The 23472-nt window shown below is 33.9% G+C and carries 42 protein-coding genes and 1 pseudogene; 27 read left to right on the top strand and 16 right to left on the bottom strand.

Going from position 1 to position 23472, the window contains the following annotated elements; translation table 11 throughout:
• Positions 1–103: 103 nt before the first annotated feature.
• Positions 104–247 carry a Photosystem I reaction center subunit IX gene (locus tag AC6EIW_RS03850; protein ID WP_498521268.1) on the top strand — a complete coding sequence of 48 codons (144 nt, stop codon included), beginning with the start codon at positions 104–106 and terminating at the stop codon, positions 245–247.
• A gap of 284 nt (positions 248–531) precedes the next feature.
• On the opposite strand, the gene AC6EIW_RS03845 is transcribed toward AC6EIW_RS03850, so the two are convergent.
• The 3 genes from AC6EIW_RS03845 to AC6EIW_RS03835 all read right to left on the bottom strand — a co-directional run bounded on the left by AC6EIW_RS03845 (position 532) and on the right by AC6EIW_RS03835 (position 1567).
• On the bottom strand, positions 532–702 hold the full coding sequence (locus AC6EIW_RS03845; RefSeq protein ID WP_498521267.1) for a hypothetical protein: 171 nt from the start codon (positions 700–702) through the stop codon (positions 532–534).
• 81 nt (positions 703–783) lie between these two features.
• Positions 784–1131, bottom strand: coding sequence for a DUF8633 family putative protein (locus AC6EIW_RS03840; RefSeq protein WP_498521266.1), 348 nt, complete (start codon positions 1129–1131; stop codon positions 784–786).
• A 229-nt stretch (positions 1132–1360) separates the two neighbouring features.
• The gene (locus AC6EIW_RS03835) at positions 1361–1567 is read right to left on the bottom strand and encodes a hypothetical protein (RefSeq protein WP_498521265.1); all 207 of its coding nucleotides are present in this window, start codon (positions 1565–1567) and stop codon (positions 1361–1363) included.
• Positions 1568–2551: 984 nt separating this feature from the next.
• On the opposite strand from AC6EIW_RS03835, the gene psbZ reads away from it, so the two are divergent.
• Complete coding sequence (gene psbZ, locus AC6EIW_RS03830) at positions 2552–2764, top strand: photosystem II reaction center protein PsbZ (RefSeq protein WP_498507674.1); 213 nt, start codon at positions 2552–2554, stop codon at positions 2762–2764.
• 596 nt (positions 2765–3360) lie between these two features.
• Here psbZ and AC6EIW_RS03825 read toward each other — a convergent pair.
• Positions 3361–3522, bottom strand: coding sequence for a hypothetical protein (locus tag AC6EIW_RS03825; protein ID WP_498521264.1), 162 nt, complete (start codon positions 3520–3522; stop codon positions 3361–3363).
• Between the two features lie 209 nt (positions 3523–3731).
• Between AC6EIW_RS03825 and AC6EIW_RS03820 the strand changes: the two genes are divergently transcribed.
• A complete protein-coding gene (locus tag AC6EIW_RS03820; protein WP_498521263.1) occupies positions 3732–3938 on the top strand; it encodes a hypothetical protein in 207 nt (68 codons plus the stop codon).
• 346 nt (positions 3939–4284) lie between these two features.
• On the opposite strand, the gene AC6EIW_RS03815 is transcribed toward AC6EIW_RS03820, so the two are convergent.
• The 4 genes from AC6EIW_RS03815 to AC6EIW_RS03800 all read right to left on the bottom strand — a co-directional run bounded on the left by AC6EIW_RS03815 (position 4285) and on the right by AC6EIW_RS03800 (position 6180).
• Positions 4285–4425 carry a hypothetical protein gene (locus AC6EIW_RS03815; protein ID WP_269610789.1) on the bottom strand — a complete coding sequence of 47 codons (141 nt, stop codon included), beginning with the start codon at positions 4423–4425 and terminating at the stop codon, positions 4285–4287.
• Positions 4426–4519: 94 nt separating this feature from the next.
• A complete protein-coding gene (locus tag AC6EIW_RS03810; RefSeq protein ID WP_498521262.1) occupies positions 4520–5050 on the bottom strand; it encodes a PAP/fibrillin family protein in 531 nt (176 codons plus the stop codon).
• Between the two features lie 20 nt (positions 5051–5070).
• Positions 5071–5268, bottom strand: coding sequence for a hypothetical protein (locus tag AC6EIW_RS03805; RefSeq protein WP_498521261.1), 198 nt, complete (start codon positions 5266–5268; stop codon positions 5071–5073).
• Positions 5269–5937: 669 nt separating this feature from the next.
• Positions 5938–6180 (bottom strand): hypothetical protein, encoded by a 243-nt coding sequence (locus tag AC6EIW_RS03800; protein WP_498521260.1) that lies wholly within the window; start codon positions 6178–6180, stop codon positions 5938–5940.
• A 518-nt stretch (positions 6181–6698) separates the two neighbouring features.
• Here AC6EIW_RS03800 and AC6EIW_RS03795 point away from each other — a divergent pair.
• The 6 genes from AC6EIW_RS03795 to AC6EIW_RS03770 are packed head-to-tail and all read left to right on the top strand — an operon-like array spanning position 6699 to position 7513.
• The gene (locus tag AC6EIW_RS03795) at positions 6699–6806 is read left to right on the top strand and encodes a high light inducible protein (protein WP_011125327.1); all 108 of its coding nucleotides are present in this window, start codon (positions 6699–6701) and stop codon (positions 6804–6806) included.
• Positions 6807–6827: 21 nt separating this feature from the next.
• Positions 6828–6947 (top strand): high light inducible protein, encoded by a 120-nt coding sequence (locus tag AC6EIW_RS03790; RefSeq protein ID WP_011294968.1) that lies wholly within the window; start codon positions 6828–6830, stop codon positions 6945–6947.
• Complete coding sequence (locus AC6EIW_RS03785; protein WP_498520990.1) at positions 6947–7093, top strand: high light inducible protein; 147 nt, start codon at positions 6947–6949, stop codon at positions 7091–7093. The genes AC6EIW_RS03790 and AC6EIW_RS03785 overlap by 1 nt, the downstream gene beginning before the upstream one ends.
• Positions 7093–7242: a high light inducible protein gene (locus tag AC6EIW_RS03780; RefSeq protein WP_498520989.1), complete on the top strand. Its 150-nt coding sequence runs from the start codon at positions 7093–7095 to the stop codon at positions 7240–7242. The genes AC6EIW_RS03785 and AC6EIW_RS03780 overlap by 1 nt, the downstream gene beginning before the upstream one ends.
• Positions 7242–7388: a high light inducible protein gene (locus AC6EIW_RS03775; protein WP_498521259.1), complete on the top strand. Its 147-nt coding sequence runs from the start codon at positions 7242–7244 to the stop codon at positions 7386–7388. Before AC6EIW_RS03780 ends, AC6EIW_RS03775 begins: the two co-directional genes overlap by 1 nt.
• Positions 7388–7513, top strand: coding sequence for a high light inducible protein (locus tag AC6EIW_RS03770; protein WP_498521258.1), 126 nt, complete (start codon positions 7388–7390; stop codon positions 7511–7513). The genes AC6EIW_RS03775 and AC6EIW_RS03770 overlap by 1 nt, the downstream gene beginning before the upstream one ends.
• 185 nt (positions 7514–7698) lie before the next feature.
• On the opposite strand, the gene AC6EIW_RS03765 is transcribed toward AC6EIW_RS03770, so the two are convergent.
• A complete protein-coding gene (locus tag AC6EIW_RS03765) occupies positions 7699–7926 on the bottom strand; it encodes a DCC1-like thiol-disulfide oxidoreductase family protein (protein ID WP_498521609.1) in 228 nt (75 codons plus the stop codon).
• Positions 7927–8296: 370 nt separating this feature from the next.
• On the opposite strand from AC6EIW_RS03765, the gene AC6EIW_RS03760 reads away from it, so the two are divergent.
• Positions 8297–8563, top strand: a complete 267-nt coding sequence (locus tag AC6EIW_RS03760) for a hypothetical protein (RefSeq protein WP_498521257.1) — start codon at positions 8297–8299, stop codon at positions 8561–8563.
• 121 nt (positions 8564–8684) lie between these two features.
• Positions 8685–8819: a hypothetical protein gene (locus AC6EIW_RS03755; protein ID WP_498521256.1), complete on the top strand. Its 135-nt coding sequence runs from the start codon at positions 8685–8687 to the stop codon at positions 8817–8819.
• Here AC6EIW_RS03755 and AC6EIW_RS03750 read toward each other — a convergent pair.
• A pseudogene (locus tag AC6EIW_RS03750) lies at positions 8808–9041 on the bottom strand (putative quinol monooxygenase); the annotation flags it as partial. The gene AC6EIW_RS03755 and the pseudogene AC6EIW_RS03750 sit on opposite strands and share 12 nt — an antisense overlap.
• A gap of 637 nt (positions 9042–9678) precedes the next feature.
• Here AC6EIW_RS03750 and AC6EIW_RS03745 point away from each other — a divergent pair.
• The 4 genes from AC6EIW_RS03745 (at position 9679) to AC6EIW_RS03730 (ending at position 14584) form a co-directional block, all read left to right on the top strand.
• Positions 9679–10728 carry a class I SAM-dependent methyltransferase gene (locus AC6EIW_RS03745; RefSeq protein WP_498521255.1) on the top strand — a complete coding sequence of 350 codons (1050 nt, stop codon included), beginning with the start codon at positions 9679–9681 and terminating at the stop codon, positions 10726–10728.
• 2 nt (positions 10729–10730) lie between these two features.
• Positions 10731–11786, top strand: a complete 1056-nt coding sequence (locus AC6EIW_RS03740; RefSeq protein ID WP_498521254.1) for a Glu/Leu/Phe/Val dehydrogenase dimerization domain-containing protein — start codon at positions 10731–10733, stop codon at positions 11784–11786.
• 2 nt (positions 11787–11788) lie between these two features.
• Positions 11789–12973, top strand: a complete 1185-nt coding sequence (locus tag AC6EIW_RS03735; RefSeq protein ID WP_498521253.1) for an FAD-dependent oxidoreductase — start codon at positions 11789–11791, stop codon at positions 12971–12973.
• A gap of 87 nt (positions 12974–13060) precedes the next feature.
• Positions 13061–14584: a BCCT family transporter gene (locus tag AC6EIW_RS03730; protein ID WP_498521252.1), complete on the top strand. Its 1524-nt coding sequence runs from the start codon at positions 13061–13063 to the stop codon at positions 14582–14584.
• A gap of 68 nt (positions 14585–14652) precedes the next feature.
• On the opposite strand, the gene AC6EIW_RS03725 is transcribed toward AC6EIW_RS03730, so the two are convergent.
• Positions 14653–15000 (bottom strand): VapE domain-containing protein, encoded by a 348-nt coding sequence (locus AC6EIW_RS03725; protein WP_498521251.1) that lies wholly within the window; start codon positions 14998–15000, stop codon positions 14653–14655.
• Between the two features lie 17 nt (positions 15001–15017).
• Here AC6EIW_RS03725 and AC6EIW_RS03720 point away from each other — a divergent pair, with 17 nt between their 5' ends.
• The 9 genes from AC6EIW_RS03720 to AC6EIW_RS03680 all read left to right on the top strand — a co-directional run bounded on the left by AC6EIW_RS03720 (position 15018) and on the right by AC6EIW_RS03680 (position 19229).
• Entirely contained in the window at positions 15018–15752 is a 735-nt protein-coding gene (locus AC6EIW_RS03720) for an NAD-dependent DNA ligase (RefSeq protein WP_498521250.1), read from the top strand.
• Complete coding sequence (locus AC6EIW_RS03715; protein WP_498521249.1) at positions 15749–16066, top strand: hypothetical protein; 318 nt, start codon at positions 15749–15751, stop codon at positions 16064–16066. Before AC6EIW_RS03720 ends, AC6EIW_RS03715 begins: the two co-directional genes overlap by 4 nt.
• A 178-nt stretch (positions 16067–16244) precedes the next feature.
• Positions 16245–16433, top strand: coding sequence for a hypothetical protein (locus AC6EIW_RS03710; RefSeq protein WP_498521248.1), 189 nt, complete (start codon positions 16245–16247; stop codon positions 16431–16433).
• Positions 16434–16738: 305 nt separating this feature from the next.
• Positions 16739–16939 carry a hypothetical protein gene (locus AC6EIW_RS03705; RefSeq protein WP_498521247.1) on the top strand — a complete coding sequence of 67 codons (201 nt, stop codon included), beginning with the start codon at positions 16739–16741 and terminating at the stop codon, positions 16937–16939.
• Between the two features lie 84 nt (positions 16940–17023).
• Positions 17024–17263, top strand: a complete 240-nt coding sequence (locus AC6EIW_RS03700; RefSeq protein ID WP_498521246.1) for a hypothetical protein — start codon at positions 17024–17026, stop codon at positions 17261–17263.
• Positions 17264–17266: 3 nt separating this feature from the next.
• On the top strand, positions 17267–17395 hold the full coding sequence (locus AC6EIW_RS03695) for a hypothetical protein (protein ID WP_413682832.1): 129 nt from the start codon (positions 17267–17269) through the stop codon (positions 17393–17395).
• A gap of 161 nt (positions 17396–17556) precedes the next feature.
• The gene (gene psb28, locus AC6EIW_RS03690) at positions 17557–17910 is read left to right on the top strand and encodes a photosystem II reaction center protein Psb28 (RefSeq protein WP_498521245.1); all 354 of its coding nucleotides are present in this window, start codon (positions 17557–17559) and stop codon (positions 17908–17910) included.
• 246 nt (positions 17911–18156) lie between these two features.
• Positions 18157–18543, top strand: a complete 387-nt coding sequence (locus AC6EIW_RS03685; protein WP_498521244.1) for a hypothetical protein — start codon at positions 18157–18159, stop codon at positions 18541–18543.
• Positions 18544–19061: 518 nt separating this feature from the next.
• Complete coding sequence (locus AC6EIW_RS03680; RefSeq protein ID WP_498521243.1) at positions 19062–19229, top strand: hypothetical protein; 168 nt, start codon at positions 19062–19064, stop codon at positions 19227–19229.
• A gap of 402 nt (positions 19230–19631) precedes the next feature.
• Here AC6EIW_RS03680 and AC6EIW_RS03675 read toward each other — a convergent pair whose 3' ends face one another.
• The 4 genes from AC6EIW_RS03675 to AC6EIW_RS03660 all read right to left on the bottom strand — a co-directional run bounded on the left by AC6EIW_RS03675 (position 19632) and on the right by AC6EIW_RS03660 (position 20850).
• A complete protein-coding gene (locus tag AC6EIW_RS03675) occupies positions 19632–19829 on the bottom strand; it encodes a hypothetical protein (protein WP_498521242.1) in 198 nt (65 codons plus the stop codon).
• 178 nt (positions 19830–20007) lie between these two features.
• Complete coding sequence (locus tag AC6EIW_RS03670; RefSeq protein ID WP_498521241.1) at positions 20008–20310, bottom strand: hypothetical protein; 303 nt, start codon at positions 20308–20310, stop codon at positions 20008–20010.
• A gap of 19 nt (positions 20311–20329) precedes the next feature.
• The gene (locus AC6EIW_RS03665; RefSeq protein WP_498521240.1) at positions 20330–20473 is read right to left on the bottom strand and encodes a hypothetical protein; all 144 of its coding nucleotides are present in this window, start codon (positions 20471–20473) and stop codon (positions 20330–20332) included.
• Positions 20474–20673: 200 nt separating this feature from the next.
• A complete protein-coding gene (locus AC6EIW_RS03660; protein WP_498521239.1) occupies positions 20674–20850 on the bottom strand; it encodes a hypothetical protein in 177 nt (58 codons plus the stop codon).
• A gap of 283 nt (positions 20851–21133) precedes the next feature.
• Between AC6EIW_RS03660 and AC6EIW_RS03655 the strand changes: the two genes are divergently transcribed.
• The 3 genes from AC6EIW_RS03655 to AC6EIW_RS03645 all read left to right on the top strand — a co-directional run bounded on the left by AC6EIW_RS03655 (position 21134) and on the right by AC6EIW_RS03645 (position 22948).
• On the top strand, positions 21134–21295 hold the full coding sequence (locus AC6EIW_RS03655) for a hypothetical protein (protein ID WP_498521238.1): 162 nt from the start codon (positions 21134–21136) through the stop codon (positions 21293–21295).
• Positions 21296–21812: 517 nt separating this feature from the next.
• A complete protein-coding gene (locus AC6EIW_RS03650; protein WP_498521237.1) occupies positions 21813–21968 on the top strand; it encodes a hypothetical protein in 156 nt (51 codons plus the stop codon).
• A gap of 233 nt (positions 21969–22201) precedes the next feature.
• On the top strand, positions 22202–22948 hold the full coding sequence (locus AC6EIW_RS03645; RefSeq protein ID WP_498521236.1) for a dienelactone hydrolase family protein: 747 nt from the start codon (positions 22202–22204) through the stop codon (positions 22946–22948).
• 97 nt (positions 22949–23045) lie between these two features.
• Here AC6EIW_RS03645 and AC6EIW_RS03640 read toward each other — a convergent pair whose 3' ends face one another.
• Positions 23046–23258, bottom strand: coding sequence for a hypothetical protein (locus AC6EIW_RS03640; RefSeq protein ID WP_498521235.1), 213 nt, complete (start codon positions 23256–23258; stop codon positions 23046–23048).
• Positions 23259–23472: the final 214 nt, after the last annotated feature.

Raw genomic sequence — 23472 nt, 5'->3', positions numbered from 1 at the left:
TAAATCTACTGCTTTGAAAGTTTTGATTCTTTGGAATTTGCCCGCATTACTTTTACTTGCTGGTGCATTTCAAGTTGGTTCATCTGTAATTGTTTAAAAGATCATGAAATCATTTTTTAAAATATTTCGAACTAAATGGTTTAGATCAGCCCCAGTTGTCGCAACAATTTTTATGTCGATCACAGCTACCAACATCATTGTTTTTAATTACCTATTTCCAGATCTTTTATTCCATCCAATGTCCTAAAAGTGAATAAGCGTATACAATTCTTTTTGATTTCAAAGATAACAATATTCACAGCCATTGCTTATTCAGGCGTCATAGCTTAAGGCGAAAGCATCTAATCTTATACACAGACACGAATACCAAGTTAAGTAATAGAAAAATGACTAATAACTATCCTTTATCAAAAGAGACATAGTTTTCGTACAAAAGTTAGTTCTCAGATATTTCTACCAAAAAATTCTAAGATCAATACCTTGTATAAAAGTAAACTTGCTTTTAATCTCACTTTATTTTTTTTCAGATTTTTAACGAGCTTCTGGGAAATCTTCATAACGCCTCCTTTGTAGGTTCGTTTCAACGGTATGAAAGATGCATCGCAAGCCATCATTGCCTATTGAACATGCAGTATAAATTCGAGCTATCGCCTCCTTGCCTACGACAATGAAACGTGTTGGGAAAGGGTCTCTGACGGACATAACTTGCACCTCAATGATGATGACTAGAAGTTACTACTAAAATTCTTTTAATTGATTAATTGAGAAAGAGAGGTTAATTACCTACAAATTCGAAGTTCCCCATTCGCAAGAAAGATCACATTCGGTCAAATGTGTTTTTTCAAGACGATTCAATATTCTTGCCATATCAATAGAAGATAGACTTCCGTCTTCATTCCATTTAAGAGTTGTTTTACGTTGCGATGGGATCTTTTCGTTCTTTTTTCCAGAAGGAAGAAGTTTATCAGTTTTGTTTTCGATAAAGTCTAAAAACGATTTTGCGCTGTGAAGATTACCTGTATAAGTGCATTGATTCACAGAACACGCTCTAAAAATTCTTCCAGTCAAGCCCTCTAAGCAAAGAATTGATCCACCCTGAGGTGTTATGTGGAATGGTTTACTAAGGGGCATCGCAAATGCTCCATTTCTAGAAGGATGCTTATTTTTGTATCAACGGCTACAGAATATCAATGAGTCTTAATGCCTAAAAAATAAGGCTCTTTAACTTCGTCTCGAGCCAAATCCTTTTTATATCAAATGATTAGGGCTTATTAATGAATCAATAATTGATCTGCAGACCTTTCGATCGTTATGGGTCCGTTCAGAGCAAGCACACAAAGAAAGCAATAAAAAAAGGGAGCTAATTGCCCCCTTGCTTTGAACTATCAGCAATGGATTCTGAATTAAGGATTGATCGCTGCGACTTCTTCGCTAGTTTCTTTTGTCTATCCTCAAAAACAGAAGGTTTGTAAGAAGTAAATACTCCTTTTTTAAAGGTTGCAAGTTGAGCAGCATGAAGCTTCTCTGTTTTTTTGATTCGCTTTTTAGTTAGAACTAAACCGTTCATGCTCTTTACGATTACTTGAAATCCCCTTCCATACCTTCATTTCATGCACCCCAAAAAGATGGAGAGAGAAAATTTTAACTTAGCTAGCCTTGCAAAACAAGTGAAATGAACTTCAAGTACGGTTTCTTAGATAGTCCTCAGTAATTATTCCCTCACCACCCGAACTGGTTAGCCCTACCTAGACCGAACAACGGCTTCACGGCTTGTTTCTATATCTTTAAAAGTGAAAGAAATCCAAGTGATTGTACTACTGAAAAACCATTCAGCCTCTAATTAAACATGACTACTGCAACTTATAAATCAACTGCTATAAAAGTTCTGGTTCTTTGGAATCTTCCAGCTTTACTTCTTTTGGCAGGTGCTTTTGAAATCGGAACTTCAGTAATCGCATAGGACTTAGCAATGGATATGAATCCCTTCAAGCCTTTTATTCAGCATTGTGAAGAATTTTATGGAAAAATGCTTGCTTTGAAAGATCCACTAAATAAGCTTTATTTAAAATTACGCCTAACCAAAGCCACTGTTTAATTGCCCTTGGGTTAGGGTCAGATAAAAAAACAATGGAACTAAAAGAGTTTAATAACGATGGTTTAGATGCTATTGGGATCCATTGGATGCAATATCTATCAATGACTATGGTGTCCATGTTGATATTCTTTATTTGTTTATATAAAGCTATCCCAGGATTTCATCATTTCGTTTTATCTCTCTTGTTCAAGCTTCAGTGCAGCGGCTTAAACTGCAACGGAGTAAATTTTGAAATAAAATAAGAAAATAGTTGTTGAGCTCTATCTAGTTTTTATTTTGGGTTGGTGGGATAGATTTAGTAGTTATTTAAAAATCATTAAATCAAAACTCATCAAATTTAGTATCCATATCATAAGTGTGATTATGTGTTCATCCCGTATGGTTTTCATTGGGTTATTCTTCGTGCTAGAAATAAAATTACTTCGGCTTCCCAAATAACCTTTATATGATTGACAAATGTCCATCCTTGCAGGCATTCTCGCTAATGCACTTTTGTTCTCATCTTTACTTCTTGTTGTAGGTGTTCCAGTCTTTTACATGACTCAAGATAGTCCGGAGGATAATAGAAATTCAAACATAAGGAAAATAGAAGCTCTTGGCGGTGTGTGGTTCGTATTGGTATTACTGAATGGATTGGCAGGAGGAATCGTTCAAGGTTTTGCTGGTTAACTTCACAATCAATTTATACAAAAAATAGTTTCCTAGAACATCACAGTTCTTATTTTTAAATTTTAAAATATAAAAAAAAATAGAAATGAAGCGTTTAGATAAAACAGGAATGTTCTTGATCGTGTTTAGTATCGCTAGCACTCTTCCATATCAATTTCATTACCTAAGTAATCTTAGCTAGGTCAAATTTATGCATAACCTTTTTGCTATCTAATTAAATATGGCAATTCTTTGAAACTTAAAGAATCCATCTTATAAGTCTAACTAATACCCGTAAACCCTACATTTAAGTAGGTACGCCCTTAAGTTTTTTCTTCTAAATTAAAACTATATGAATACAAGGTAAAATGGCTCAACGTATTAACGCCGCACTAAATTTAATTCCAACAGCAAGTAGAGATTTAGTTGAATTTATTTTTTCTGTGCAGTTGGTTTTACTGCTGGGAGCTTGGGATTAATATGACTTCTATATTTTTTCTAATTGCTTCTGCTGCTTTTTTATATGTAATGGCGTGCCTGTGGAGAGACTTAAATAATAATCCAAAATATTATTTTTTAAAAACTTAGTTTAGAACAAATTTTAAATTTAAGCCTCTCTATCTAAACTGTTTATTAGTTCTTAGTCTCAAAGATTTTTGTAGACAGTCCTTTCTTATTTCTTGAATGTGAGGTTGCTTTTCTGCACGATCAATTGGCATTTTTCTTGAAGCCTTTACTAGATCGAAAGCATATTTATGAGTTTCATTGTGAGAATCCATAGTCGAAGTAAGGATATGCATGTACATATTGGACACGCTCAGTAGCATTTGTCTATTAATAGAAAATAAATGAGTATTAATTCTGTTTGACTAGTAAGTCTGGTTTTATAATTATTCAATGCCTTCTCAATTCTGTAGGATTAATAAGCAAAATATCCCACGAATTGTTCAGAATTCTTTTAGTCTTTATAAATAAAGTGTTCCTTCATATGAACCTGTTATTGACTGCCTTGTTTTTTCCCGATTATGGAAATTCAGGAGTTCCTTGGGACCTTCTTTTATTGCATTTTTATTTCTTTGCAATAGCTATTCCATTCCTAATAATTTTTAATGCAGCTAGAAACTCTGATCGTGAAAATCCAAACAGAGTTAAAGATGAAACGACAAGGTACCCTGATTTACATCCAAGAGCTTAATTGTAAGTAGGACTTTTTTTATTAGAACCATTTATTAAATACTAGTTTTAACGCTGGATGTAGCTATATATTTTTTTAATCGAAATCTTTGAAAGCAATATCTAATGACATAGTTTTTGACTACTACAATAGATAGTGACTATTTATAACCAATTACAAGTCGATAAGATATCTAAAAATATTCAGCTTTTAACAATTTTTCTAGTTATTTTTTCAATAAAAAAATATGAACGTAGTCGATTATTTTTTTACCAATCAGAGTCTTCTAGAATACTAGAATACTCATTGTAATCAAAGAATAGGTCTTCCTCTAATACTTCTTCCAGAGTGATTCTGTGGAAATAAGTCATGCTTCACTTCGAAAAGGTGAGTTGTAATAAGCCTTGTTGACTGTATAAAGTGTGTAAAGAGATACAGCGATCCCTAAAAAACCTACAACTAGGATTGGCGAGAATGAAGGAAAATCATAAGTAGGAATTGAAGTCATAATGATATTAAAGGTGACTATTATGTTCTATTGCATCTGCATACTTACTGATTGAGGCTTGTACGACAATTTTTTACGCTTAATACGACAAAGGCTAAGGATTAAAAAACTCACTAAGTGATAAATCATTTCTTTTTAACAAAGCAAAAGTTGTACCCTTGTAACCTTTGCATATACGTAAGTCGGGAGATAATACAGTTGTATCTAGCCAACCTTTTTGAGTCTTTTTTATTTCTGATAAGAAACTAATCTTTTTACCTAGAAACTTTGGACCTGTTATTCCTGCTTTTTTAAACCTAACGTTTATACGTTTCTGATCAACAATTTCTAAGCTCGCAAGAATATTAGTAGAAAATAGCTTTCCTGCGAAACCTTTGGGCCTTAATAAATTCAGTCCTCTATTTCTCTTTGGCTCAAGTATCTGTAAGTTATCTAATAGCGGTGAATAATTTAAAAAAGGAGAATTAGAAGTACTCCATTTGAGTTCCCATACACCTGTGAGCAGATCAATGTGCCTTGTTATGTCTACAGAGGTCTCTCTTTCAGCTAGTTTTATGAGCTTTGCGATCTGATTTGATTTAGGGGTATGTTCAAGAACATCTATCAATTTTGTAATTGCATTCATGATTATTATTTGATTAAAACCTACAGTTGTTCAATATTTATCTGGTTGGTATAAAGAACGTGTGGCTGATCTTTACTACCCTCACTTGCTTGAATCCATTCTTTGTACTCTTCTTTTAGAGCTTTTTTATCAAGCCCATCAAGTTCCATTATTCTCTTTGATGCATTATTCATAGTTACTTCAAGAATTCTTTTTAAGCTGATAGTTGGAATTTTCATACAAAGCTACCAATCAGAGAGTCAGCTAAAAAAGTGCAAACAACAAAAGCGAAAGTCATCGCCAGTGGTTTTTGAAATAAATCATTAGAGGAGTTCATTGGATTTTATTAGTAGTGACCAATTGAGGTAACGAAACAAGCTAGAGCTCCGCAATAAATAAAAAATAAACTCATTTCTAGTGGTCTACGACTAAAAAATGAAAGGTAGAAACTTGGTGATTTCATTGTGTTAGCTAAAATGTCTGATTGTTTTTTTCTTTGCTGCTTTTTGAATTCGGCAAAGCTCATTCATCTCTGGTTTTGGAATGCTGAAAGGAGTAAACAATTTCATAAATTCTCCTGTAGAACACTAAAGTTCTAAAGCATTTACATGCTCCTCTAGACGTGTAGAAACCCCTAATAAAAGTAGTAGTTGCACTACAATATTTGATCATCAAATCTGCCTAATGCAATTGATGTTCTGTCACTGTGTTTACTCCTTATCTCGTATTATTGTTTGGAATCCTTTTGATAGTCAGATCTGCTTCGATTTTTCAAATTTCTACGGCAGAGCAAAGTTAAACAATATTTTCATTGTTTTATAAATTTGCTAGCTCAGAAGCCATCACAATATAAGTAAATTGTATTAGTATAGTCAATTGGTAAAAATCATTAACTAGATATTTTGAAATTATTTAAATATTGCTTTAATACTCGAAATCCATCTGTCCATTCGTGATGAAGAAGTAAGAGATTGGGTTAGTAGTGTTATTTGCTCCTGCCTATTTTTGTAATTAAGCTTAAGTTCGGTTTTTGCAATATCAAGCTTTTGAAATTGAATAAAGCAATCATTGTTTTCTTCACAGTCGTCGGTATTTGGCTTTAATTCTTTAATCCCCTCTTCAGCGGCTTTTATTTTTTCTTGTATTTTCATGATTTAACCCCTCATCATATAAATAAGAAATACAGAAAAGATTGATAATTTAGCAGCTATGCCGTAGGCAATCACCTTCCCGAATCTTTTGTTGTTTTTAATATTGTTCGTTGATATCATTGTTGATTAAGAAAATACTGTTGAATCGACTTCAGAAGCAACAGCTAATAATAGAAGTGCAGGAAGATTCCAGAGAACGATTAATTTTGCAACAGTGGTTTTCTTGATTGCAAGCATGTCTAAGGGCTTGGTCTGGATGATTCAAAAAAATACAACAATTGTATAGGAAGCTCTCATTAGAAGTAGGACGGTTGAAGTAGGGCTAACCAGTTCGGGCTATTTATACTTATGAGGGTTATCAATAGATCTAATCATTGGATCAATATCTCTCTAATTAGTTGATGTAGTTGGTGTTTGAAGTTTAAAGCTATTAAGGATTAGAAGAAGCCGTACCCGGGCATATCTTCCATTTAGAAAATTGATATTTTACATTTATTCACAACAACGCAATTCAATTCATGACTCCAGAAGCGGAAAAGTTTAACGGTTGGGCAGCAATGCTTGGCTTCGTTGCAGCCTTCGGTGCATACGCAACAACAGGTCAAATCATTCCTGGTATTTTCTAACCCAATAACACATTCATAACAATGCAACCATCTAACAAAACAATCCTAGAAAGAAGCATCGGCAGACCAGCCATGATGGCATTCGTTCTATTAACAGGTATCTACCTAACAACAGGCCAACTTATCCCAGGTGTCGTTTAGTGAAAAATTCAACTGTTGAAACTCCAAGGGTCGAAGAAGGCAAAGTAATTGCTGAAAGACTCAACGGCTACGCAGCATTTGTTGGATGCTGGGCACTCATCGGTGCTTATCTTACAACTGGTCAAATTATCCCTGGTATCGTTTAATGACTACTCGAAACGATAGCAACAGTAGGAAAATTGATCCTGAAAAAGTAACTGCTGAAAGACTTAACGGCTATGCAGCATTATTTGGATGCATTGCTCTAGTCGGTGCCTATGCAACAACCGGTCAAATTATTCCAGGTTTTGTGTAATGAAGAATCAAACCACTGAAACATCAAGAGTCGAAGAAGGCAAAGTGTTTGCTGAACGACTCAATGGTCTAGCTGCTTCTGTTGGCTGTTTAGCTCTTATTGGCGCATACCTAACTACCGGTCAAATCATTCCAGGATTTGTGTAATGAGTAAAGAAACGAACTACTGGAAAACTGCAGAGCAAATGAATGGTCGCCTTGCGATGATGGGTTTCTTTGCAGCTGTCATTAATTACGGAATAACAGGCTGGATCATTCCAGGAATTGTCTAAATCAGATTTTTAAAATCAAAATAAAGGCTCCTTATCTGTAATTATGGAAAGTAGCCTTTTTTATGTTTTTTAAACTGATCCCCATGAGGAACTGTCGATATTCGTCTAATTCCTTTTGCAAAATTCTTTTTTTTACAAAGTTGCTCTAGATATGGACGTTTAGTCAGAAGTAGAAGTCATTCTGATCATACTTTATAAAATTGATTTATCATTTGACCTAATACTGGCCATATTGTTCGAGCGTATATCCACCCCAGTCCAACTAATTGATATGCTTCTCTGAAAACAGTGACATCTCTAAGAATTTCAACTGATTCATTAATTGCATGAATTCTACCCATTGCATCTTTGTAACTTATTCCTGAATAAAGATCTGGCTCATAATCTGATGAATCAATATCTACAAAGCTAATATTTATTTGTATCTCTAGAGCTTAGGAATTTGACCTCTCTTAAGCAAAGAGGGCAACCAACATTAACAGGTAACGTAAGCTTCGCTTTAGTCAAATTTAAATCAGAGATTCTACAACACAACTTATCTAATTAATGCGACAACTGGGGTTCAAGAATCTGGTGTATAAACTTTTTGGAAATATCTATTTTTCTACTTGATTAAATGCAAAAAGAAAATGATTGTATTTCTTTAGCATTTATCGGTTTCTACGAAACATAAGTATTAGCAACCGATCTTGGTCGTAGAGGCCGTATATGATTTTTCGGTTTACAACATTTTCAATTCAATATAGTCGAGTCAAAGTAGATATGTCCTTTGAGATGAATGTAATGTATTCCTCTTTATTTGATGCAGTATTCGCTGACTCTTTCTTCTCTCCTATGAGAACAGTTTATGTCGTTTCTGATAGTCAGCTAGAAGAAATCAAGCGTAATCAACGACAAGAAGAACTTGATAATATCGAGGCTTCTCGTAAGAGACTAGAGGAGAGTTATCAAGCTAGAGTCAAAGTTCTTGATGAGCGTGAGCACGAACTACAAGAAGAGATCAAAGCTCTTGCTCCAGCCAAGAAGGAGAAAGAGAAAGTCACTGCTTGATAAGTATCGTTAGAGCGTTCTTTAAAGCAATGATTTCTTCCTTGGCCTCTTTCCTCGAACAACGGGGGAGGGGGCCTTTCTCAATGCTTAGCAAAGCAGATCATATCGTTGCAGCAACTCGATGACGAGTTGCTTTTGCCCTAAAGATCTGTTGAGTCGATTAGAGTTAATGGATTTAATTCTTATTGCCATGCAGATTGCGGTAGACGTTGTAATTGATCTTGAGGAACCCTTTGTTGCTTGGATGCTCTTGTAAATATTCGCCTACTGCTGGATTAGCTATATGAGCAATAAATGCTTCATCATTTTTTTAAACTTCAGACCAAACAAAACGTAGTGGATTCTCAGGATCTTGATCGAAAGTATGGTGCAACATCTCTGGCTCTAAGGAGTCAACTCCTGTATCAGTTTTGGCGGCAAGTAAAAGATATTCCTGAACTTTGTCTGGTTTAACTTGGATACGAGCAATAATGATAATGGAGTATTTGTCTTTATTAGATTAATTTAATTCAATTGAATCAAGCTTTACATATTTCTTCTTGAGTCGTTGTATCAGGAAAACATATTTTAAGTCTCACTAAATAAGAAAACCCTCGCAGCGGAGGGTTAAATAAAAATTGTGTGAGGAAGTTTTGAAGGGAAAAGGTTGAACATTCCACCTCTTCTCTTACTAAAAAAGTGCAGACCTACTTTTTTTTAGATGTAGAGCTAAGGGACAGGATTTCGGCGACTGTCCCCTTCTCTTTCTAGAGCTCAAAGCAACACAGCCTTGAGCCCAGTTACTCGGTCTAGAGACGTTAAGGGTAAAAGTTAGCTCCTAAAGACTGAAGTTCGGTTGAAGTAGGGCTTTCCAACTTGTCTGCGTTTTTTGGCTCATATCAAATAAGACCAGCCAGATTAATCATTTTTATCAAATACCCTTTCAAAAATCACTTTGAAGTTCTCCTGTGAAAAACAAATTTTTATATTAAAAGCCCCTATAGATAAGGGCTAGTGGGGGGGCTAAGAGAGCTATACAAGAATTCTTTAATTCAGCTTCAAAGGTGCTTACAAGCCAAAGACTCACACCCGTAAAAAAGTTTCACTATATTTTCTTTATATTTTCTTTATATTTTATGTCCATATCCATGGCTGCGGGTTATAGCGAGCAGACAGAGGGGGCTATGTTGTGTATTGAAGCTGCCAAAGACTGGGCGCTTGATTGCGTTTCCTCCCTTCCAGGGATAGACCAACATGTTTTTATTGATTACGGTGCTGCAGATGGAGGAACTGCTAGGAATTTCTGGAGTGCGCTCCTTTCAAAAGCTAAGATTTTATTTCCTAGATCGGAATTGACTCTTATTGGGAATGATCTTCCCACAAATGATAATCAAGCATTAGTAAATTCTTTAAATTATCAATATGAAATTGATAAAAGTATCAATACATACCTTTGTGCTAGAAGCTTTTACGATCAATTATCGGCCTCAGGCAGTATTAGTTTTGGTTTCTCAGCTACAGCGATGCATTGGCTTAGTCGACATTTGGAATTAAAAAATCACACTCATATTCAAGCAAGTAGTGATAATGAAAATTTCGAAAAATTCCGTGACCAGGCATTAGCAGACTGGGAATTAATTTTGATGCAAAGAAGTAATGAAATAATTAAAGGTGGAAAATTTTTGGCTGTTAATTTATCAAGAGATTCAAATAATAATTACCTTGGGAATAATGGTGGTAAAACATTAAATGTTCACGATCAAATACATGAAATATGGTATGAACTTTTGGAAGAAAAAATAATTGATTCTCAAGAATACGAAGCAGGTACTGTTCAGAATTTTTATAAATCACCAGATGAATTTATTACGCCTTTGATAAACAAAGAGTCACGTGTGTATAAATCTGGATTAAGGTTGGTAAAAGAGAGAACTGTCTATATTGATTGTCCATATAGAGATAGATGGCTAAAAAACAAAGATGATGAATTATTTTCGACACAACTAATGGAGACAATACGAAGTTGGAGTATGCATAGCTTTAAATCTGCAATAAAAAAAACAAATATTTCTGATTTAAATCCTGTTGATCTTTTATATCAAAGACTTAAAGAAAGAATTCATAAAAATCCTGAGAATTGGAGTCTTGATTATGTAGAGCATCATCTAATCATAGAGAAGGTATAGTCATGGTCAATAAGATATCTTCAAGTAAAGAATTATGTATTCTTGCTGAGCATAAATCAGATGATTTATCAGTTTTTATTGTTGGTGAAAAAATTCAAGAAAACAAACCAGCAAATGGTGGTCTGAGGTTGTTATGTTATCCATCTGATGAGGAATGCATTAATGACGGATTAAGGTTGGCGAATCTTATGAAATATAAACACGATATCTACTCGACTGGTTTTTCTGGAGGCAAAGTTGTTGCAAGAGCAAATAATCCCCTATCAATAAAACGAAAATTAATAACAATTACTGCTGAATTACTTGAGTCTCTTGATGGAAAAATGATTACAGGGTGTGATTTAAATACGACCATTAATGATATGGAGCAACTTCAACAACTAACCCCTCATGTTTTGGCTGCTGTTGGAAGTGATGTTGACGCTAGTACAGCAACTGCATACGGTGTTATTGGTGCATTAGATGCATACCAAAAAAGTTTAAAACCTCTGAAGAGAAAACAGAAAACAGCTTTAGTTCATGGCTGTGGTGCTGTTGGGCGAGTTGTTGCTGAATTATTGATCAAAATGTCATGGAAGGTTTTGACTGTTGATATAGATCCATTTAAAAGCCATATTGATGGAGCATTAGCTTTAGATGCATCTTCAGAATGGTGGAATGAGAATTTTGACGTTTTAATCCCCTGTTCAATATCTGGCTTACTTACTGAAAACATCGTAAAGTCGCTTGGAGCTCGTGCAGTAATTCCTGCAGCAAATGCACCTTTTTCAAATCCTTCAAATATAGATATTTTGAGGAAAAAAAATATTGTCGTGATTCCAGATCCAATAGTCAATGCTGGTGCTGTTATCGCAGATTCTATTGAATTGTTTGATCCAGACTCATGGAATGACTCTGATCCTAGTGAAATATACAAGTTTGTAAGAGGATGCGTGTTCGACCACACCTCAATTTTTTTGAACCTTATGGAAAAAGGTCTATCTGTTGAGAACATCATTGAAAAAATAATAGAAACGAAATCGAGTCAACCTATTGGCTTAAGTTTTTCTGAGAGGTGAAAATGAGAGAAACCATGTCTATTAAAGATAAATATCAAATCATAATTATTGGTGCCGGCATGGCTGGCTTGAGCTGTGCCTCCGCGTTAGCAAAAATCGGAATAGAAGACGTTCTGGTTATAGAAGCTAATACTATTAGTCATAAAAAATCTAGTAGCTACGGTCGATCTAGAATGTTTAGAGAAATGTATTCTGATTCGCAACTATGTCAATTGTCAAAGCACTCGAACAGATTGTGGAGAGAGGATGAATCTCTCTCAGGTAAAAAATTACAGACTCATCATGGACTACTATTTTATGGTGAAAGCTGGGATGAAGAAACAATTGAAGGATCAATCCCAGGAGCAAAAAAAGTAATGGAAGAGCAAAATATACCTTTTGAAGAATTAGACCATCAGAAAATAAATAATAGATTTCCTCTGAAAGCAAAAGAAAACTTTACAGGACTATTTGAACCCATGGCAGGTTCAATTAATTGTGAAGATGCAATTGATTTCTGGGTGAAAAATGCCTTAAATAATGGTCATCAAATAGTTGAAAATATTAAAGTTGAATCCATAGATTCAAAGAGAGTTTTGGTTAATATTAAAGATAGATCAATAAGATGTGATCAAATTATAATTACAGCTGGCATGTGGACTAATAAACTATTAGAATCTATTGGTTATTCTCTCAATTACAAAATATGGCCTATGCTATGGGGACATTACGTAGTTGAAGAGAAATATGCTGCAGATTATCCTCAGTGGTTTTGTTTTCAGAAGTCTAGAGGTGTTGACGGTGGTCTTTATTATGGATTTCCAGTATTAAGTTATACTCCTAGCGGTGCTCCTTTAATAAAAGTCGGATTGGATTGGACATTACCAGAATTAATTTTGAATAATTCTGACTCATTTCCATCAATACCACCTGATAAACTCATTAATTTTCTGGACGACTTCATTTATGAGAATATAAAGGGTATAAAGAAACGTTTTGACAAATTTATGAGTCCATATTCTATGACTAAAGATGTAAATTTTATTCTTGACCGCCTATCTGAGAATATTTGTATTTTTAGCGGTGGTTCTGGACAGGCTTACAAGTTTGCTCCACTCATAGGTGAATCGCTTGCGAATTTAGCAATCAAAAATCCTCCCTTAGCCGACATTAGTTGTTGGGGGAAAGACCGCTCAACGATCAATTAAATCAATATATTTTACCTTGAGTTTTTCCTGATTAAACAAATGAATCATCATCAAAACAACGCCATATTTTTGTTATTCAAGAAAAATATGTCTCTAATTGTTGCAGCCTTACCCTTGCTGATATTTATTATTCTTGCTCAAATAGACTTAAACATAGCTAAAAACATAACAGAAGTTGCTAAGCAATTTGCTCTTAACAGGCTTGGTGGAATCTGGTTATGGATGGTAGTAAGTATATTCGTAGTAGCTATTTGTTTAGCAATAAGTCCAATTGGATTAATAAAACTTGGTGGAGAAAATTCTAGACCCTCATTAGGTATTTTTGAATGGTGCTCAGTTTTAATTTGTACTTTACTTGCCGGCGGCGGTGTCTTTTGGTCCGCAGCTGAGCCTCTAATTCACTTCCTGACACCCGCAACATATTTCTCAAATTATGAGGGGAATACGAATTCTGCAATCGATCAAGCTTTTGCAGTAAGCTTTCTACACTGGGGTTTTCTGGCTTGGGCTTTAGTAGGTTCAACAATCGCAATAACTTTTTCTCTTTTATCTCAAAAAGGTTTTTCACTAAGACCCAGAAGTTTATTAATTCCTTTAAGTTCAGAAAAATTCTCCAACGGTTTAATAGGAGACTTTGCAGATGGATTATGTGTTGTCGCAGCCATTGCCGGTACTGTTGGACCACTTGGATTCTTGAGCTTGCAACTCAGTAATGCTGCAGGACGATTGACATGGGTTTCAGATTCTTTGCTTTTACAGGTAGGCATAGTAATTTCTTTGACAATCATTTTCTCTATCTCCACTTTTAGCGGTATACAAAGAGGTATCAAATTCCTCTCAAAATTAAACATTTGGCTGACAATAATTTTGGCACTTTCATTGACATTATTAGGTCCAACACTTTGGATTTTCAAACATTTTGCTTCAAGTATGAGTTTATATCTTAAAAACTTTCCTATTATGTCGCTTCCTGACCAAAATGATTCTTGGGTTCAAGGGTGGACAATATTTTATTGGGGATGGTTTTTAGGTTATGCACCCTTGATGGGTTTGTTCACTGCAGGAATAAGTAAAGGTAGAAGTATAAGGGAACTTGTAATAGTGGTAGCCATTGCTTGTCCATTAATAACAAATTTATGGTTCATGATTCTGGGTGGAAATGGTATCTATTTAGAGTTAAATAATCCCGGTCTCATAACTTCTGAATTTAATGCTGGGGGTTCTGCTGCAGTATTTTTTGCTATTTTGAACAATTTGCCAATATCCAGGTTTCTTATTTTTGTTGGACTACTGTTGATCATTTTGTTTATGTCGACAAGTGCTGATTCGATTAGCTACGCAGCAGCAATTGTCTTAAGTGGTGAAGAAGTCCCTCCCAAGAAACAAAGGTTGTTTTGGGCTATTTTAATCGGTTTGTTGACAATATCACTTTTAAGAATTGGAGCAGATAGCAGTGGGCAAACCAGTATTGATGCATTACAGTCATTCATTATTTTAACGGCAATCCCTGTAACTCCCATTCTATTAACAACTTTATACACCGCACCACTGTTGGCTTATAAAGCCTATAAAAACAATCTAAAAACAATAAAAACAACAAAAGACTCATAATTTATTTATAAAACGCTTTAAAAACCACCTAAAAAAACTTCACTTAGAGGACTAAATATTTGATTAGATTACCTATTACCAATATATCTTCCAATGGTTTTATCCATTAATCCATTCTTTAAACTCTTGAGAAATTGCAATTTGACTTTTTGAATATCAATCTTTTGACCTTCAATTTGAGGTAGAGGAATAACCCAGAATCTACGGCTACCAGTTGAGTCAATAAGAAAAAAATCTTCATTCACTGTCCCAACCATCACACTGGGTCGTGGGGCCCTAATTACATTGCGACCATAAGCGGGGCTAAATGTATCGATTGAACTTGATAACAACCCTTTTACTTCTCCTACGGCCTTTTTAGTCGTTAATGTCTCCAGCTCTGCCAGCTCATAAATAAAACATGTTTGTAGATGCATAAAAAGATCTTTTGATCTTGGTTGAAAAGCTAGATGTAGCTCACAGATCGGGTAATGCCCAAGTAAGTGATATGCAATTTGATCAATTAGAAAATAGGCTTAAGGAAATAGATCCTCAGAACTCACATTTCCAGCAGAAAATGAAGTTGCTCAGTTTAGACAATTATTGCTTTAGCGAATGGTGGGCGGATAAAGCCAGAAATGAAACCATGATTGTTCAACCAAAATTTGATGGTTGTGCTTTGGGTTTGAGATACCAATCGGGAAGATTAGTAGGAGCCTTTACTCGTTCGGGGAAAGATGTACTTGAAGCTGCTAGAACTGTTTGCAATCTTCCTGTAGAACTTCCAGAAGATGGAATTGCAGTTTCAGAAGAACCACTTGAGATCCGTGGAGAATTATATGGTCCAAATTTAAGTAGAACTAAATCTCAAGCATTAGCTTCTGGACATTTAAGGAAGAAAAATCCAACTGGGGCTGGACTTAGTTTTGTGGCTTATGAAATTCTTGGATCAACTAGAAATGAAATTGAAGATATAAAAAAGCTAGAAAGTTGGTTCTTTGAAATTCCTCCTACAAACAGAACTGCTGATCCTCGCCAAGTGAAGAGATGGCATAAGGAATGGTTGGCTGGTGAATTATTTGAGAATCTTCCTTGTGACGGATTAGTCGTCAAGATTAACTCATGTGAAGTCAAGGGGAAGCTTGGCGTAAATTCAAAAACACCTAATTGGGCTTTGGCTTTGAAATGAATCCTATAAATGCTTCCAAGAGATGGTTATTAAATATCTTGGTGCCTTACATAGAAGGAATGCCATACCTCGAAGGCCCTAACAAGAGAAAGAAGGATTTATCTAAAGAGCAAAGATTTAGAGACTTATTTAAGAAAAGAAAAAGCGCCTTAATCGTTGGGGCCTTAGTCTTATGTTTAATAGTATTTGGAATTGGTGAAAGCTTTCGTTTCGTCACTGTACTAATAGCATTAAGCCCATTTGTTGTCATATTTTGGAGTTCATTCGGTGAACGAATAATGGGTATCTTTAAATTTAAAAAGATAAAAAAATGAAACATCTTGGGAGGCCGAGTGGAGGGATTAAGCTGCATTCCACCTCCTAATAGCTGTAGGACTAAGACCGTATATTTCAACAATCGATTTAACTATCCATTTGATACAAAGAATGGTTTAAAAAATCATTTCCCGAAGACGAATTATTAGTCATAAATAAAAAAGAGATTACTTTTTTATGGAATTAAAACTAAGAAAAAGTATTTTTTTTGATGTCATTGATGGAATCCCTCCTTCAGGGAACGAAAGTAAAAGAGTGATGAATTATAGAAAAGACATCGAACAAAGTCATTTAACTTTGGAAGAAGAAGCGATGAAGCTTGGAATAAGCAGAGACGTTATTGAGTTCACTGAAGATTTCAGATAGATGTCGAGAGAAGCCCCCACTGAAGTTGAACTTCTTGAAATGTGTGAATATTTTGAAAAAGTTTAAGAGATGGATCAAGAAGCTATATTGCATCCGCTCTTGAATTGCTTAGCAGATAATTGCCCATACACACCTATTCTTAAAGCAAAAGGAATCATTCAGAAGAAATAGACCTCGTCTGACAAATAATGGTTATGCCAGGATTAAATGAACTATTTTTATGTCTTTAATATCAATACTTATATAAAAATAAGAGACATCAAAAATAAAATTGCTTTGTTAGCATCCAATTTTTAATAAAACGCTTGGAAATATTAATAATCTGTTTTGGAATAATTATTGGACTAGCGACATATATTTCTCATGGAATACTTTTGAAAATCTTATTTTTCACATTCTTAGGCTATCTAGGTTGGGATTTTGGAATGAGATTTTTTAATGATAATGATAATGATGATGATGATTTTGATGGGGGGAAAATGATTCCTATTTTACAAAGGATATAAATACAAATTTCATTATTATCTATTAACACATTATATATTCTCGGTTGAAATCGATATATTTTGGAGGGAGTTAACTACTTTTTTATGTCACCACATAAAGGTCCTCAAATAATTAGGTATTGCGTCATAACCTCAACTGCAGCTTTGGTTGCGATTGTTGTCGGATTAATTCCTCAATTCAAAGTAAATAAAGCAAAACTTTTATGTGCTGAATATTATTCGCTAAAAGACTCAAAAAAGGAATTACTTGCTAGCGAAAAGATTCAAAAAAAGTTTATTCGTAACGAAGAAGGGAATGTCTCTAATTACTGCAGGAGTATTTAAGTAATGCTTTTTGCTCAAAATGGACTTGGTGTTGAAATCTTTTCTCCATTAGGAATTTTAATTCTTGTTATCGGGGTTGCTTTTACTGTTGGACTTCCTGTTGCAATGATTAAGTATGGAAAGAAGGATTAGATAACTAATGAATTTCCTCTTTGTTAGGACTTAACCCAAATACCACCGCCTAACTTTTGAGGCGCTAACGAAGTGTATATCAGCTACATATCGAAGTATGAAATGAGGCTTTAAAAATCCTTATTGCAAATAATTAATAAAGTAAAAATCACTAGCAGAATATGAACATGGCGGCTGTTGCAATACAATTTTTTAATGGCATTGACGAAAAAGTTGTACCTCAAATAAGACTTATCAAAAGCAATTCAGGGCAAGCAGGTCAAGCTTATTTTAGATTTGAGAATCCAGAAGCATTGTTATCAGATGATTTCAAAGAAATACAGGGAATGTATTTACTAGATGAGGAAGGACAAATTACTATTAGAGAAATACATATAGCTGTATCTAGAAAAAATGGGAAATATACGGCTATTGAGGCTATTTACAGCTGGAGGACAGAAAGAGATTTCAATAGATTCATGAGATTTGCTAATAGATATGCAAAGAAATATGGTCTTTCATATGAGGGGAGCTAAGTCATACTCAACCACCTGATAGTAGTAGGACTCACCCCATAAATATCAGCAATCTTTCTCCAGCTCCACAAGTGTTTTATATACTTATTAATTTTTATTTTCTTGGCATCTATTGCCTAAATGAACCATATTAAAGTGATCTTATACTCAAGATCTTGGTGATTATTTCTACGATCATTTGTAATTAACAGTGCTACAAGAGCTAGTTATTCTTCTTAAGATTTCGAATATATATTTTAAGATAAATTGACTGAAAAAAAGAAAATACCGTTAGGTTCTCCAGTGATTATTGATACTGTTAAAAGTAAATATAATTTAAAAGATGAGTCAAATAGAGAAATAGCATTGATGCCCGAGGGTATAGTTACTGATTATATTAGTGAACTTTCAGGTGAATTTCTGATTATAAAACTGCGTTCTAATATTGAAATAAAAGTTTCTGAAAATGAACTTTCTGAATGTACAAAAAATTATTATTTTTCTGATGATACAATTTCTTCAGGACTACTTAAACGTATTAAAGATTTTCTTAAAATAGACTTTGTATTGACCGGTAATAGAGAAATTAAATACTTATTAAATCCACTTTCTTTTTTAAAATGGATTAAATTTACAATTAAAGATGTTTTTTAAGCTTATCAAATAATCCAGGAATTTTATATAAATACTTATTAGATATTATTTATCCATATTAGTATAAAAAAAGTGAACTTTAGACTTGCCTCTGCTAAAATTCGATTATTGTTGCACTGAGTCTCTAAGGGTATTCAGATTGTATATTTGTTCTAAATTATTTTTAACTATTTCTACTTGAATGTGATGAACAAATGTAGGTTTTCTTTTTGCGATAAAAGTTGATATAAAAGTAAAAACTATTATAAATAGAAGTGAAATTGATAAGAAGTAAAAGAATATAAATGACATGTGAGTAAAGTCTAGAAGAATTTTTATAGTTAAATATAGTAAAAACAATTGGAATGGGTTGATGAATTACTTTACCTGTAAAAAGAGAGACCTATGCAAATAAAAAAACTACTAAATAAGACTACATTATTTTACAAAATTAGATAAAAGTAGTTCGATGCTAGTTACCTTTATCTCAACCAAGTTAAAAAGTTGTTAGTTTTTTTAGATAGTTTCGATCGATAATCATGCAAACACTTTTTGGAAAAACCTCTAAAATAAATGCCACCAATCCAGCCAAAACTAATACCACCAAACTTAAATTAAAAAATAGATTTGGGAAAATAATTGCTTTTGGTATCGCCGCAAAAATAATTATTGGTGTTGCTTTTATATTTTTTATGATGGCTAACTAGAATTTCTTCTCCATGGATGACTATAAATTTGCAGTATTTTTCGATTTTTGTTTTATTTCCCTTAGGAATCTTCAAAATTGCAGGAATGCTTAAAAAGCTTCAGGGTTGTCATCTTCTAATAAAAATATTAAACCAAGCTATGTTCTTTGCCTAGTAATTCAGGCAGGTCATTCGAAAACCTATTTACTTTCTAAAGTTACCGCCTCAAACTTCTAAAAAATTGATCTTAGTCATGCATATATTTCAGCCTTCTAATTTTTTCCAAGGATCATTCATTCTTTATCCCTTCCTTTTTGCTTCCTTTTTCCCTCTATATAAGGAATTAATATATTTAGCAACCATTTTTTGAAAGAATTTATAGGATTCATTCCTTAATTCAAATTGCTTGGGTGAAATAAATGTTTAGTTGATTTGGGGTTTGCCGATATATTTAAAGATCATCGCATCTTGTTCTTCCCCTTTATCTCCAAGACCTTCTATCCATTCTTTATATTCTTCGTAAAGGCACCTTCTGCCAGGTTCATTTAGTTCTTCCATACGCTTTACTGCTTGTTCGAACATAATTACTACTGCTTCATGAGCATTTTCTCTAGAAAGCATAATTATTAAACTTGTATTTTTAACAAACTACATCCATTTGAAAATTTGAATAGTTCATATTTTCATCAAAAATGTAAGTGATTATTTTTTCTTTAGATTATCTACTTCATCCTGTACTAAGCATGTATAGGTTAATTAAAAATCATTTTCAACCATTAACACTTTCTTATTAATTGAATTATGTATTTTGTCCATAAAGCTTATATTGACAAAGAGCATCAAATAATTTGTAAGCTCTTGGCTTTCCCATCCTAACTGGACGAATCCTATCAAGGATTGAGGCATTGCAAGTAATCCAGTAACTTCCTTGTTCAAGATTACAAGCTTCGCAAATATTCCAATGGGCAATTGAAGGAGATATTATTTCACTAATTGTACTCATTGTTTTAATGTGCTCCCTCTCTAAGAAGTCAACTTGTTCTTCTGAGAGTTTTCCTGTTCCACAATAATCTTCAATTACAGTTTTTAATTCAAAAGCCATATATTTAGGTTTGATAAATTTAAGGTTGAACAATACTTACTTTTGGATTGTCAAAAGGATCATCTGTTAACACTGCTAAACAAATCCTTTTTGGAGTCTCAATTTGCTCATGGTGGTGACAATTTTCCAAGCAGTAAAAATATCTATCTTGAGCTGATTTCATTAATATAGATTAGATGAATCGAAATCTTATCTTATGAATTACTATTGCTAGGTTGAACCTTTACTTAATTAATACTTGTGTTTTTATAACATATTATTTGGTATCAAATTGTCAACTAGAGAGAAAGAAAGATCACAGCAAATATACCTATTGCTCTTGGAGAATGGTGATAAAGATAAGAATGATTTTACTTAGTTTATTTAAGCTTGATAAGCTAAGACATTGATTCCACTACCTCTATCATCATCATCGTCATCGTCTTTCTTTAGTAATTTGGAAACTAATTCAAAATATAAAAAAGGAAGCAAAGGACTAAAACATAATAGAAGCAAATGAAAAACGGATAAGCTTTCTTGAAATGTTTGAATTTGACCCATCAATAAATGAAAAAATTTGATTAAAGGTAAATTAACTAAATAAAAAATAATAGATCGGCTTACTCTTAAGTATTTATATTCATTAGTTCGGCTCTTGAATAATGGCTCCTATAAAATTGATCTAAATCCATTTCTAATAGATTTATCTATACAAAAAAGAGTCATCAATCTATTATTGGTTACATTTTTAAAATCATTTTAATACATATTAATTACCTAACTCTTGTTTCTAGTACTAAAAAGCTTTTGCTAAATAGCTTCTTTCTAATTATTTTATTGACTTATGATTATTGCTTCATTAGTTGGCACACCTGCTCCGACGGCAGTCTTGGCGGGTGTTGTTTCGATAGCACTTTTTGCGATTGTGGGAGTAATAGTTGGTCCTAATTTTAATGTTGTAAATGCTCCAGCGATTGGGAAAAGCCAACCAAAGAAAGATGATTAATCTAAAAATTTAATCAACTGAATTTTTAATGCTTACATAATTAAGTATTTAAAATTTATTTATTATGTATATTTTGATATGTTCATTCCATATGAAAAGGAGCTCTTATTCTAATCATATTTATAATGAGATTAATAAATATTTTTCGTTCTCTCTAGCCCATAGAGAGGACGTTTTTTGAATATAAATAACTAGACTTTCTATTCAATGAGCATTTGGAAGTTAGAACTGGATTATAAGTCACATTGAAATATGTATTTTTAGTCTGTCTAATCAACTTTTAATTACTTCGTATATTTTTAAAATGATTATTCTTATAAGAAGTTAGATTATTTTGTAATGGGTTTTACTGGCAACGAACTAATAAAGGCTGCTGATTTTTTACATATTCAATCAAGCACAGGTTTATTCATACTTTTTTTATTTTTAAGTGCATTGCTAGCCTTTTTTACCTTAACTTTTACTTATTTATTTATTGACACCCCTTTAACATCAAAACTTATTGCAAAGAGATGATATGAAATCAGCTTCTGAAGAACTTAAAAAACTCAGATTAATGGCTGAAAAAACATTAATAAAAAATGATGAGCTAGATAAATTACTTGCTCAAGTTGAGGCTACTCTTGAACGAACCGAAGCCCGAAAAGTTTCAGCTAAAAACAAAAGTGCTTAATTAATAATCAACGCACTCTATTAAATAGTACTCTTTCCTCTTGAGCTGTATTAAGAACGTTAGCTAATCCGGCAAGTTGAATGTTTGCTTTGAATCGCAAAAGGGGTCAGCTAGATCGTCTTTTTCAGTTACCCGATGCTGATCGGGATTGAACCTGTAGCAATTGCTTTTTGAATACTTGTTATTTCTCTACTTTCATTCATGCTCAAGTAAGAATTTTATTTATTTGAGATATGAAGGGACGTTGGGTACATATAGAACAAGGTCCAGTGCCATTACGTTGCTGGTGGAATAATCCTCAGAAAGAAAGTACGCATGTCGTTCTTGTTCTACCAGAAGTCTTTGGTATTAATAGTTGGGTAAAGAGTGTTGTTGATCGACTTGCTGAAAAAGGGATTCCCGCTTTAGCAATGCCACTTTTTGCAAGAACAGCCCCCGAATTAGATCTTGGATATAACGAAGATGACTTGGTCGAAGGACGTCGGCATAAAGAACAAACGACAACACAGCAAATCCTCGATGATGCGTCTACTGCTTTGAATTGGTTAAAACAGCAATACAGCCAATCAAAGATAACGGTTGTTGGATTTTGCTTTGGTGGTCATGCAGCTTTAATTACATCAACACTCCCAGACGTCGATAGAACTTTTGATTTTTATGGCGCTGGTGTAGCAACAACTAGCCCAGGAGGAGGCCCTCCGAGTTTGGAATTATTAGGCAAAACCTCAGGGAAATTAACTTGTATTTGTGGAACTGGTGATCCATTAATACCTGAGACTGATCGAACATCTATCCAACAGGCTTTAATAGAAGAAGATCCTTCTGAAATCAGATTGAGTTATGTAGAAATCGAAGATGCTGATCATGGATTTATGTGTGAACAACGAGCAAGCTTTAGCCCCAAAGCCTCCACACTTGGCTGGCAATTATTAATGAATGAATTTAAAGAAACAAAAGTGAATCATTTGGGTCCTTCCTAGCGATGAACACATGGGTAGATTCTTTGCTCAAATTACTTGTAGGGTCTACTCCTGAAAGTGTGGACAGTTAACGGTTAAAGAGGACTATTTAACGCTATTAGTCTTGTATTGACATTGGATCAAAGAAGTCAAGTCTTAATCCACTTAACTGTCCAAAACTTTCAAATCTATGCCTTATTGCACTCATAGCGAATCCGAACGAATCCTTGGATATTCCAGTCGATCGACTTTGTATAAGGTTCGTAACGATGGCTGGTTGAAGCACTATGAAGTCAGTATTGACGGTAGAAAATATCTTGATTTCATCCACGAGGTCACTCACCATTAGATCAATATCTCAAAGGAATCTTGCAATGGCGACCAAGTAACCCAATCAGAAAGATGAAATATATGGACGCGAAAGTAAATTGTCTACTAGTTTGAGAGGTTGACGCTAAACAACAAACCAACCTTTGGATGACCCACATGGGCAGCCCCAAAAAGAACCTACTTATCTCTCAGGCAGATATTAATTATGGCTTTCG

It is taken from the genome of Prochlorococcus sp. MIT2308 (genome assembly GCF_059772345.1).
Note: the sequence above shows the minus strand (reverse complement) of the source record. Positions and strands in the feature narration are given on the sequence as shown.

What these genes read in the sequence shown, in the direction of transcription:
- AC6EIW_RS03775 (WP_498521259.1), top strand. Translation starts at nt 7,242, where the DNA reads ATGAAGAATCAAACCACTGAAACATCAAGAGTCGAAGAAGGCAAAGTG.
- AC6EIW_RS03800 (WP_498521260.1), bottom strand. Translation starts at nt 6,180, where the DNA reads ATGAAAATACAAGAAAAAATAAAAGCCGCTGAAGAGGGGATTAAAGAA.
- psb28 (WP_498521245.1), top strand. Translation starts at nt 17,557, where the DNA reads ATGAACATGGCGGCTGTTGCAATACAATTTTTTAATGGCATTGACGAA.
- AC6EIW_RS03665 (WP_498521240.1), bottom strand. Translation starts at nt 20,473, where the DNA reads ATGAAATCAGCTCAAGATAGATATTTTTACTGCTTGGAAAATTGTCAC.
- AC6EIW_RS03790 (WP_011294968.1), top strand. Translation starts at nt 6,828, where the DNA reads ATGCAACCATCTAACAAAACAATCCTAGAAAGAAGCATCGGCAGACCA.
- AC6EIW_RS03770 (WP_498521258.1), top strand. Translation starts at nt 7,388, where the DNA reads ATGAGTAAAGAAACGAACTACTGGAAAACTGCAGAGCAAATGAATGGT.
- AC6EIW_RS03795 (WP_011125327.1), top strand. Translation starts at nt 6,699, where the DNA reads ATGACTCCAGAAGCGGAAAAGTTTAACGGTTGGGCAGCAATGCTTGGC.
- AC6EIW_RS03840 (WP_498521266.1), bottom strand. Translation starts at nt 1,131, where the DNA reads ATGCCCCTTAGTAAACCATTCCACATAACACCTCAGGGTGGATCAATT.
- AC6EIW_RS03810 (WP_498521262.1), bottom strand. Translation starts at nt 5,050, where the DNA reads ATGAATGCAATTACAAAATTGATAGATGTTCTTGAACATACCCCTAAA.
- AC6EIW_RS03780 (WP_498520989.1), top strand. Translation starts at nt 7,093, where the DNA reads ATGACTACTCGAAACGATAGCAACAGTAGGAAAATTGATCCTGAAAAA.
- AC6EIW_RS03815 (WP_269610789.1), bottom strand. Translation starts at nt 4,425, where the DNA reads ATGACTTCAATTCCTACTTATGATTTTCCTTCATTCTCGCCAATCCTA.
- AC6EIW_RS03670 (WP_498521241.1), bottom strand. Translation starts at nt 20,310, where the DNA reads ATGGCTTTTGAATTAAAAACTGTAATTGAAGATTATTGTGGAACAGGA.
- AC6EIW_RS03695 (WP_413682832.1), top strand. Translation starts at nt 17,267, where the DNA reads ATGCTTTTTGCTCAAAATGGACTTGGTGTTGAAATCTTTTCTCCATTA.
- AC6EIW_RS03710 (WP_498521248.1), top strand. Translation starts at nt 16,245, where the DNA reads ATGGAATTAAAACTAAGAAAAAGTATTTTTTTTGATGTCATTGATGGA.
- AC6EIW_RS03850 (WP_498521268.1), top strand. Translation starts at nt 104, where the DNA reads ATGAAATCATTTTTTAAAATATTTCGAACTAAATGGTTTAGATCAGCC.
- AC6EIW_RS03825 (WP_498521264.1), bottom strand. Translation starts at nt 3,522, where the DNA reads ATGGATTCTCACAATGAAACTCATAAATATGCTTTCGATCTAGTAAAG.
- AC6EIW_RS03675 (WP_498521242.1), bottom strand. Translation starts at nt 19,829, where the DNA reads ATGCTTTCTAGAGAAAATGCTCATGAAGCAGTAGTAATTATGTTCGAA.
- AC6EIW_RS03835 (WP_498521265.1), bottom strand. Translation starts at nt 1,567, where the DNA reads ATGAACGGTTTAGTTCTAACTAAAAAGCGAATCAAAAAAACAGAGAAG.
- AC6EIW_RS03845 (WP_498521267.1), bottom strand. Translation starts at nt 702, where the DNA reads ATGTCCGTCAGAGACCCTTTCCCAACACGTTTCATTGTCGTAGGCAAG.
- AC6EIW_RS03740 (WP_498521254.1), top strand. Translation starts at nt 10,731, where the DNA reads ATGGTCAATAAGATATCTTCAAGTAAAGAATTATGTATTCTTGCTGAG.
- AC6EIW_RS03730 (WP_498521252.1), top strand. Translation starts at nt 13,061, where the DNA reads ATGTCTCTAATTGTTGCAGCCTTACCCTTGCTGATATTTATTATTCTT.
- AC6EIW_RS03655 (WP_498521238.1), top strand. Translation starts at nt 21,134, where the DNA reads ATGATTATTGCTTCATTAGTTGGCACACCTGCTCCGACGGCAGTCTTG.
- AC6EIW_RS03645 (WP_498521236.1), top strand. Translation starts at nt 22,202, where the DNA reads ATGAAGGGACGTTGGGTACATATAGAACAAGGTCCAGTGCCATTACGT.
- AC6EIW_RS03700 (WP_498521246.1), top strand. Translation starts at nt 17,024, where the DNA reads ATGTCACCACATAAAGGTCCTCAAATAATTAGGTATTGCGTCATAACC.
- AC6EIW_RS03805 (WP_498521261.1), bottom strand. Translation starts at nt 5,268, where the DNA reads ATGAAAATTCCAACTATCAGCTTAAAAAGAATTCTTGAAGTAACTATG.
- AC6EIW_RS03820 (WP_498521263.1), top strand. Translation starts at nt 3,732, where the DNA reads ATGAACCTGTTATTGACTGCCTTGTTTTTTCCCGATTATGGAAATTCA.
- AC6EIW_RS03745 (WP_498521255.1), top strand. Translation starts at nt 9,679, where the DNA reads ATGTCCATATCCATGGCTGCGGGTTATAGCGAGCAGACAGAGGGGGCT.
- AC6EIW_RS03650 (WP_498521237.1), top strand. Translation starts at nt 21,813, where the DNA reads ATGAAATCAGCTTCTGAAGAACTTAAAAAACTCAGATTAATGGCTGAA.
- AC6EIW_RS03680 (WP_498521243.1), top strand. Translation starts at nt 19,062, where the DNA reads ATGCAAACACTTTTTGGAAAAACCTCTAAAATAAATGCCACCAATCCA.
- psbZ (WP_498507674.1), top strand. Translation starts at nt 2,552, where the DNA reads ATGTCCATCCTTGCAGGCATTCTCGCTAATGCACTTTTGTTCTCATCT.
- AC6EIW_RS03725 (WP_498521251.1), bottom strand. Translation starts at nt 15,000, where the DNA reads ATGCATCTACAAACATGTTTTATTTATGAGCTGGCAGAGCTGGAGACA.
- AC6EIW_RS03760 (WP_498521257.1), top strand. Translation starts at nt 8,297, where the DNA reads ATGTATTCCTCTTTATTTGATGCAGTATTCGCTGACTCTTTCTTCTCT.
- AC6EIW_RS03715 (WP_498521249.1), top strand. Translation starts at nt 15,749, where the DNA reads ATGAATCCTATAAATGCTTCCAAGAGATGGTTATTAAATATCTTGGTG.
- AC6EIW_RS03755 (WP_498521256.1), top strand. Translation starts at nt 8,685, where the DNA reads ATGACGAGTTGCTTTTGCCCTAAAGATCTGTTGAGTCGATTAGAGTTA.
- AC6EIW_RS03735 (WP_498521253.1), top strand. Translation starts at nt 11,789, where the DNA reads ATGAGAGAAACCATGTCTATTAAAGATAAATATCAAATCATAATTATT.
- AC6EIW_RS03660 (WP_498521239.1), bottom strand. Translation starts at nt 20,850, where the DNA reads ATGGGTCAAATTCAAACATTTCAAGAAAGCTTATCCGTTTTTCATTTG.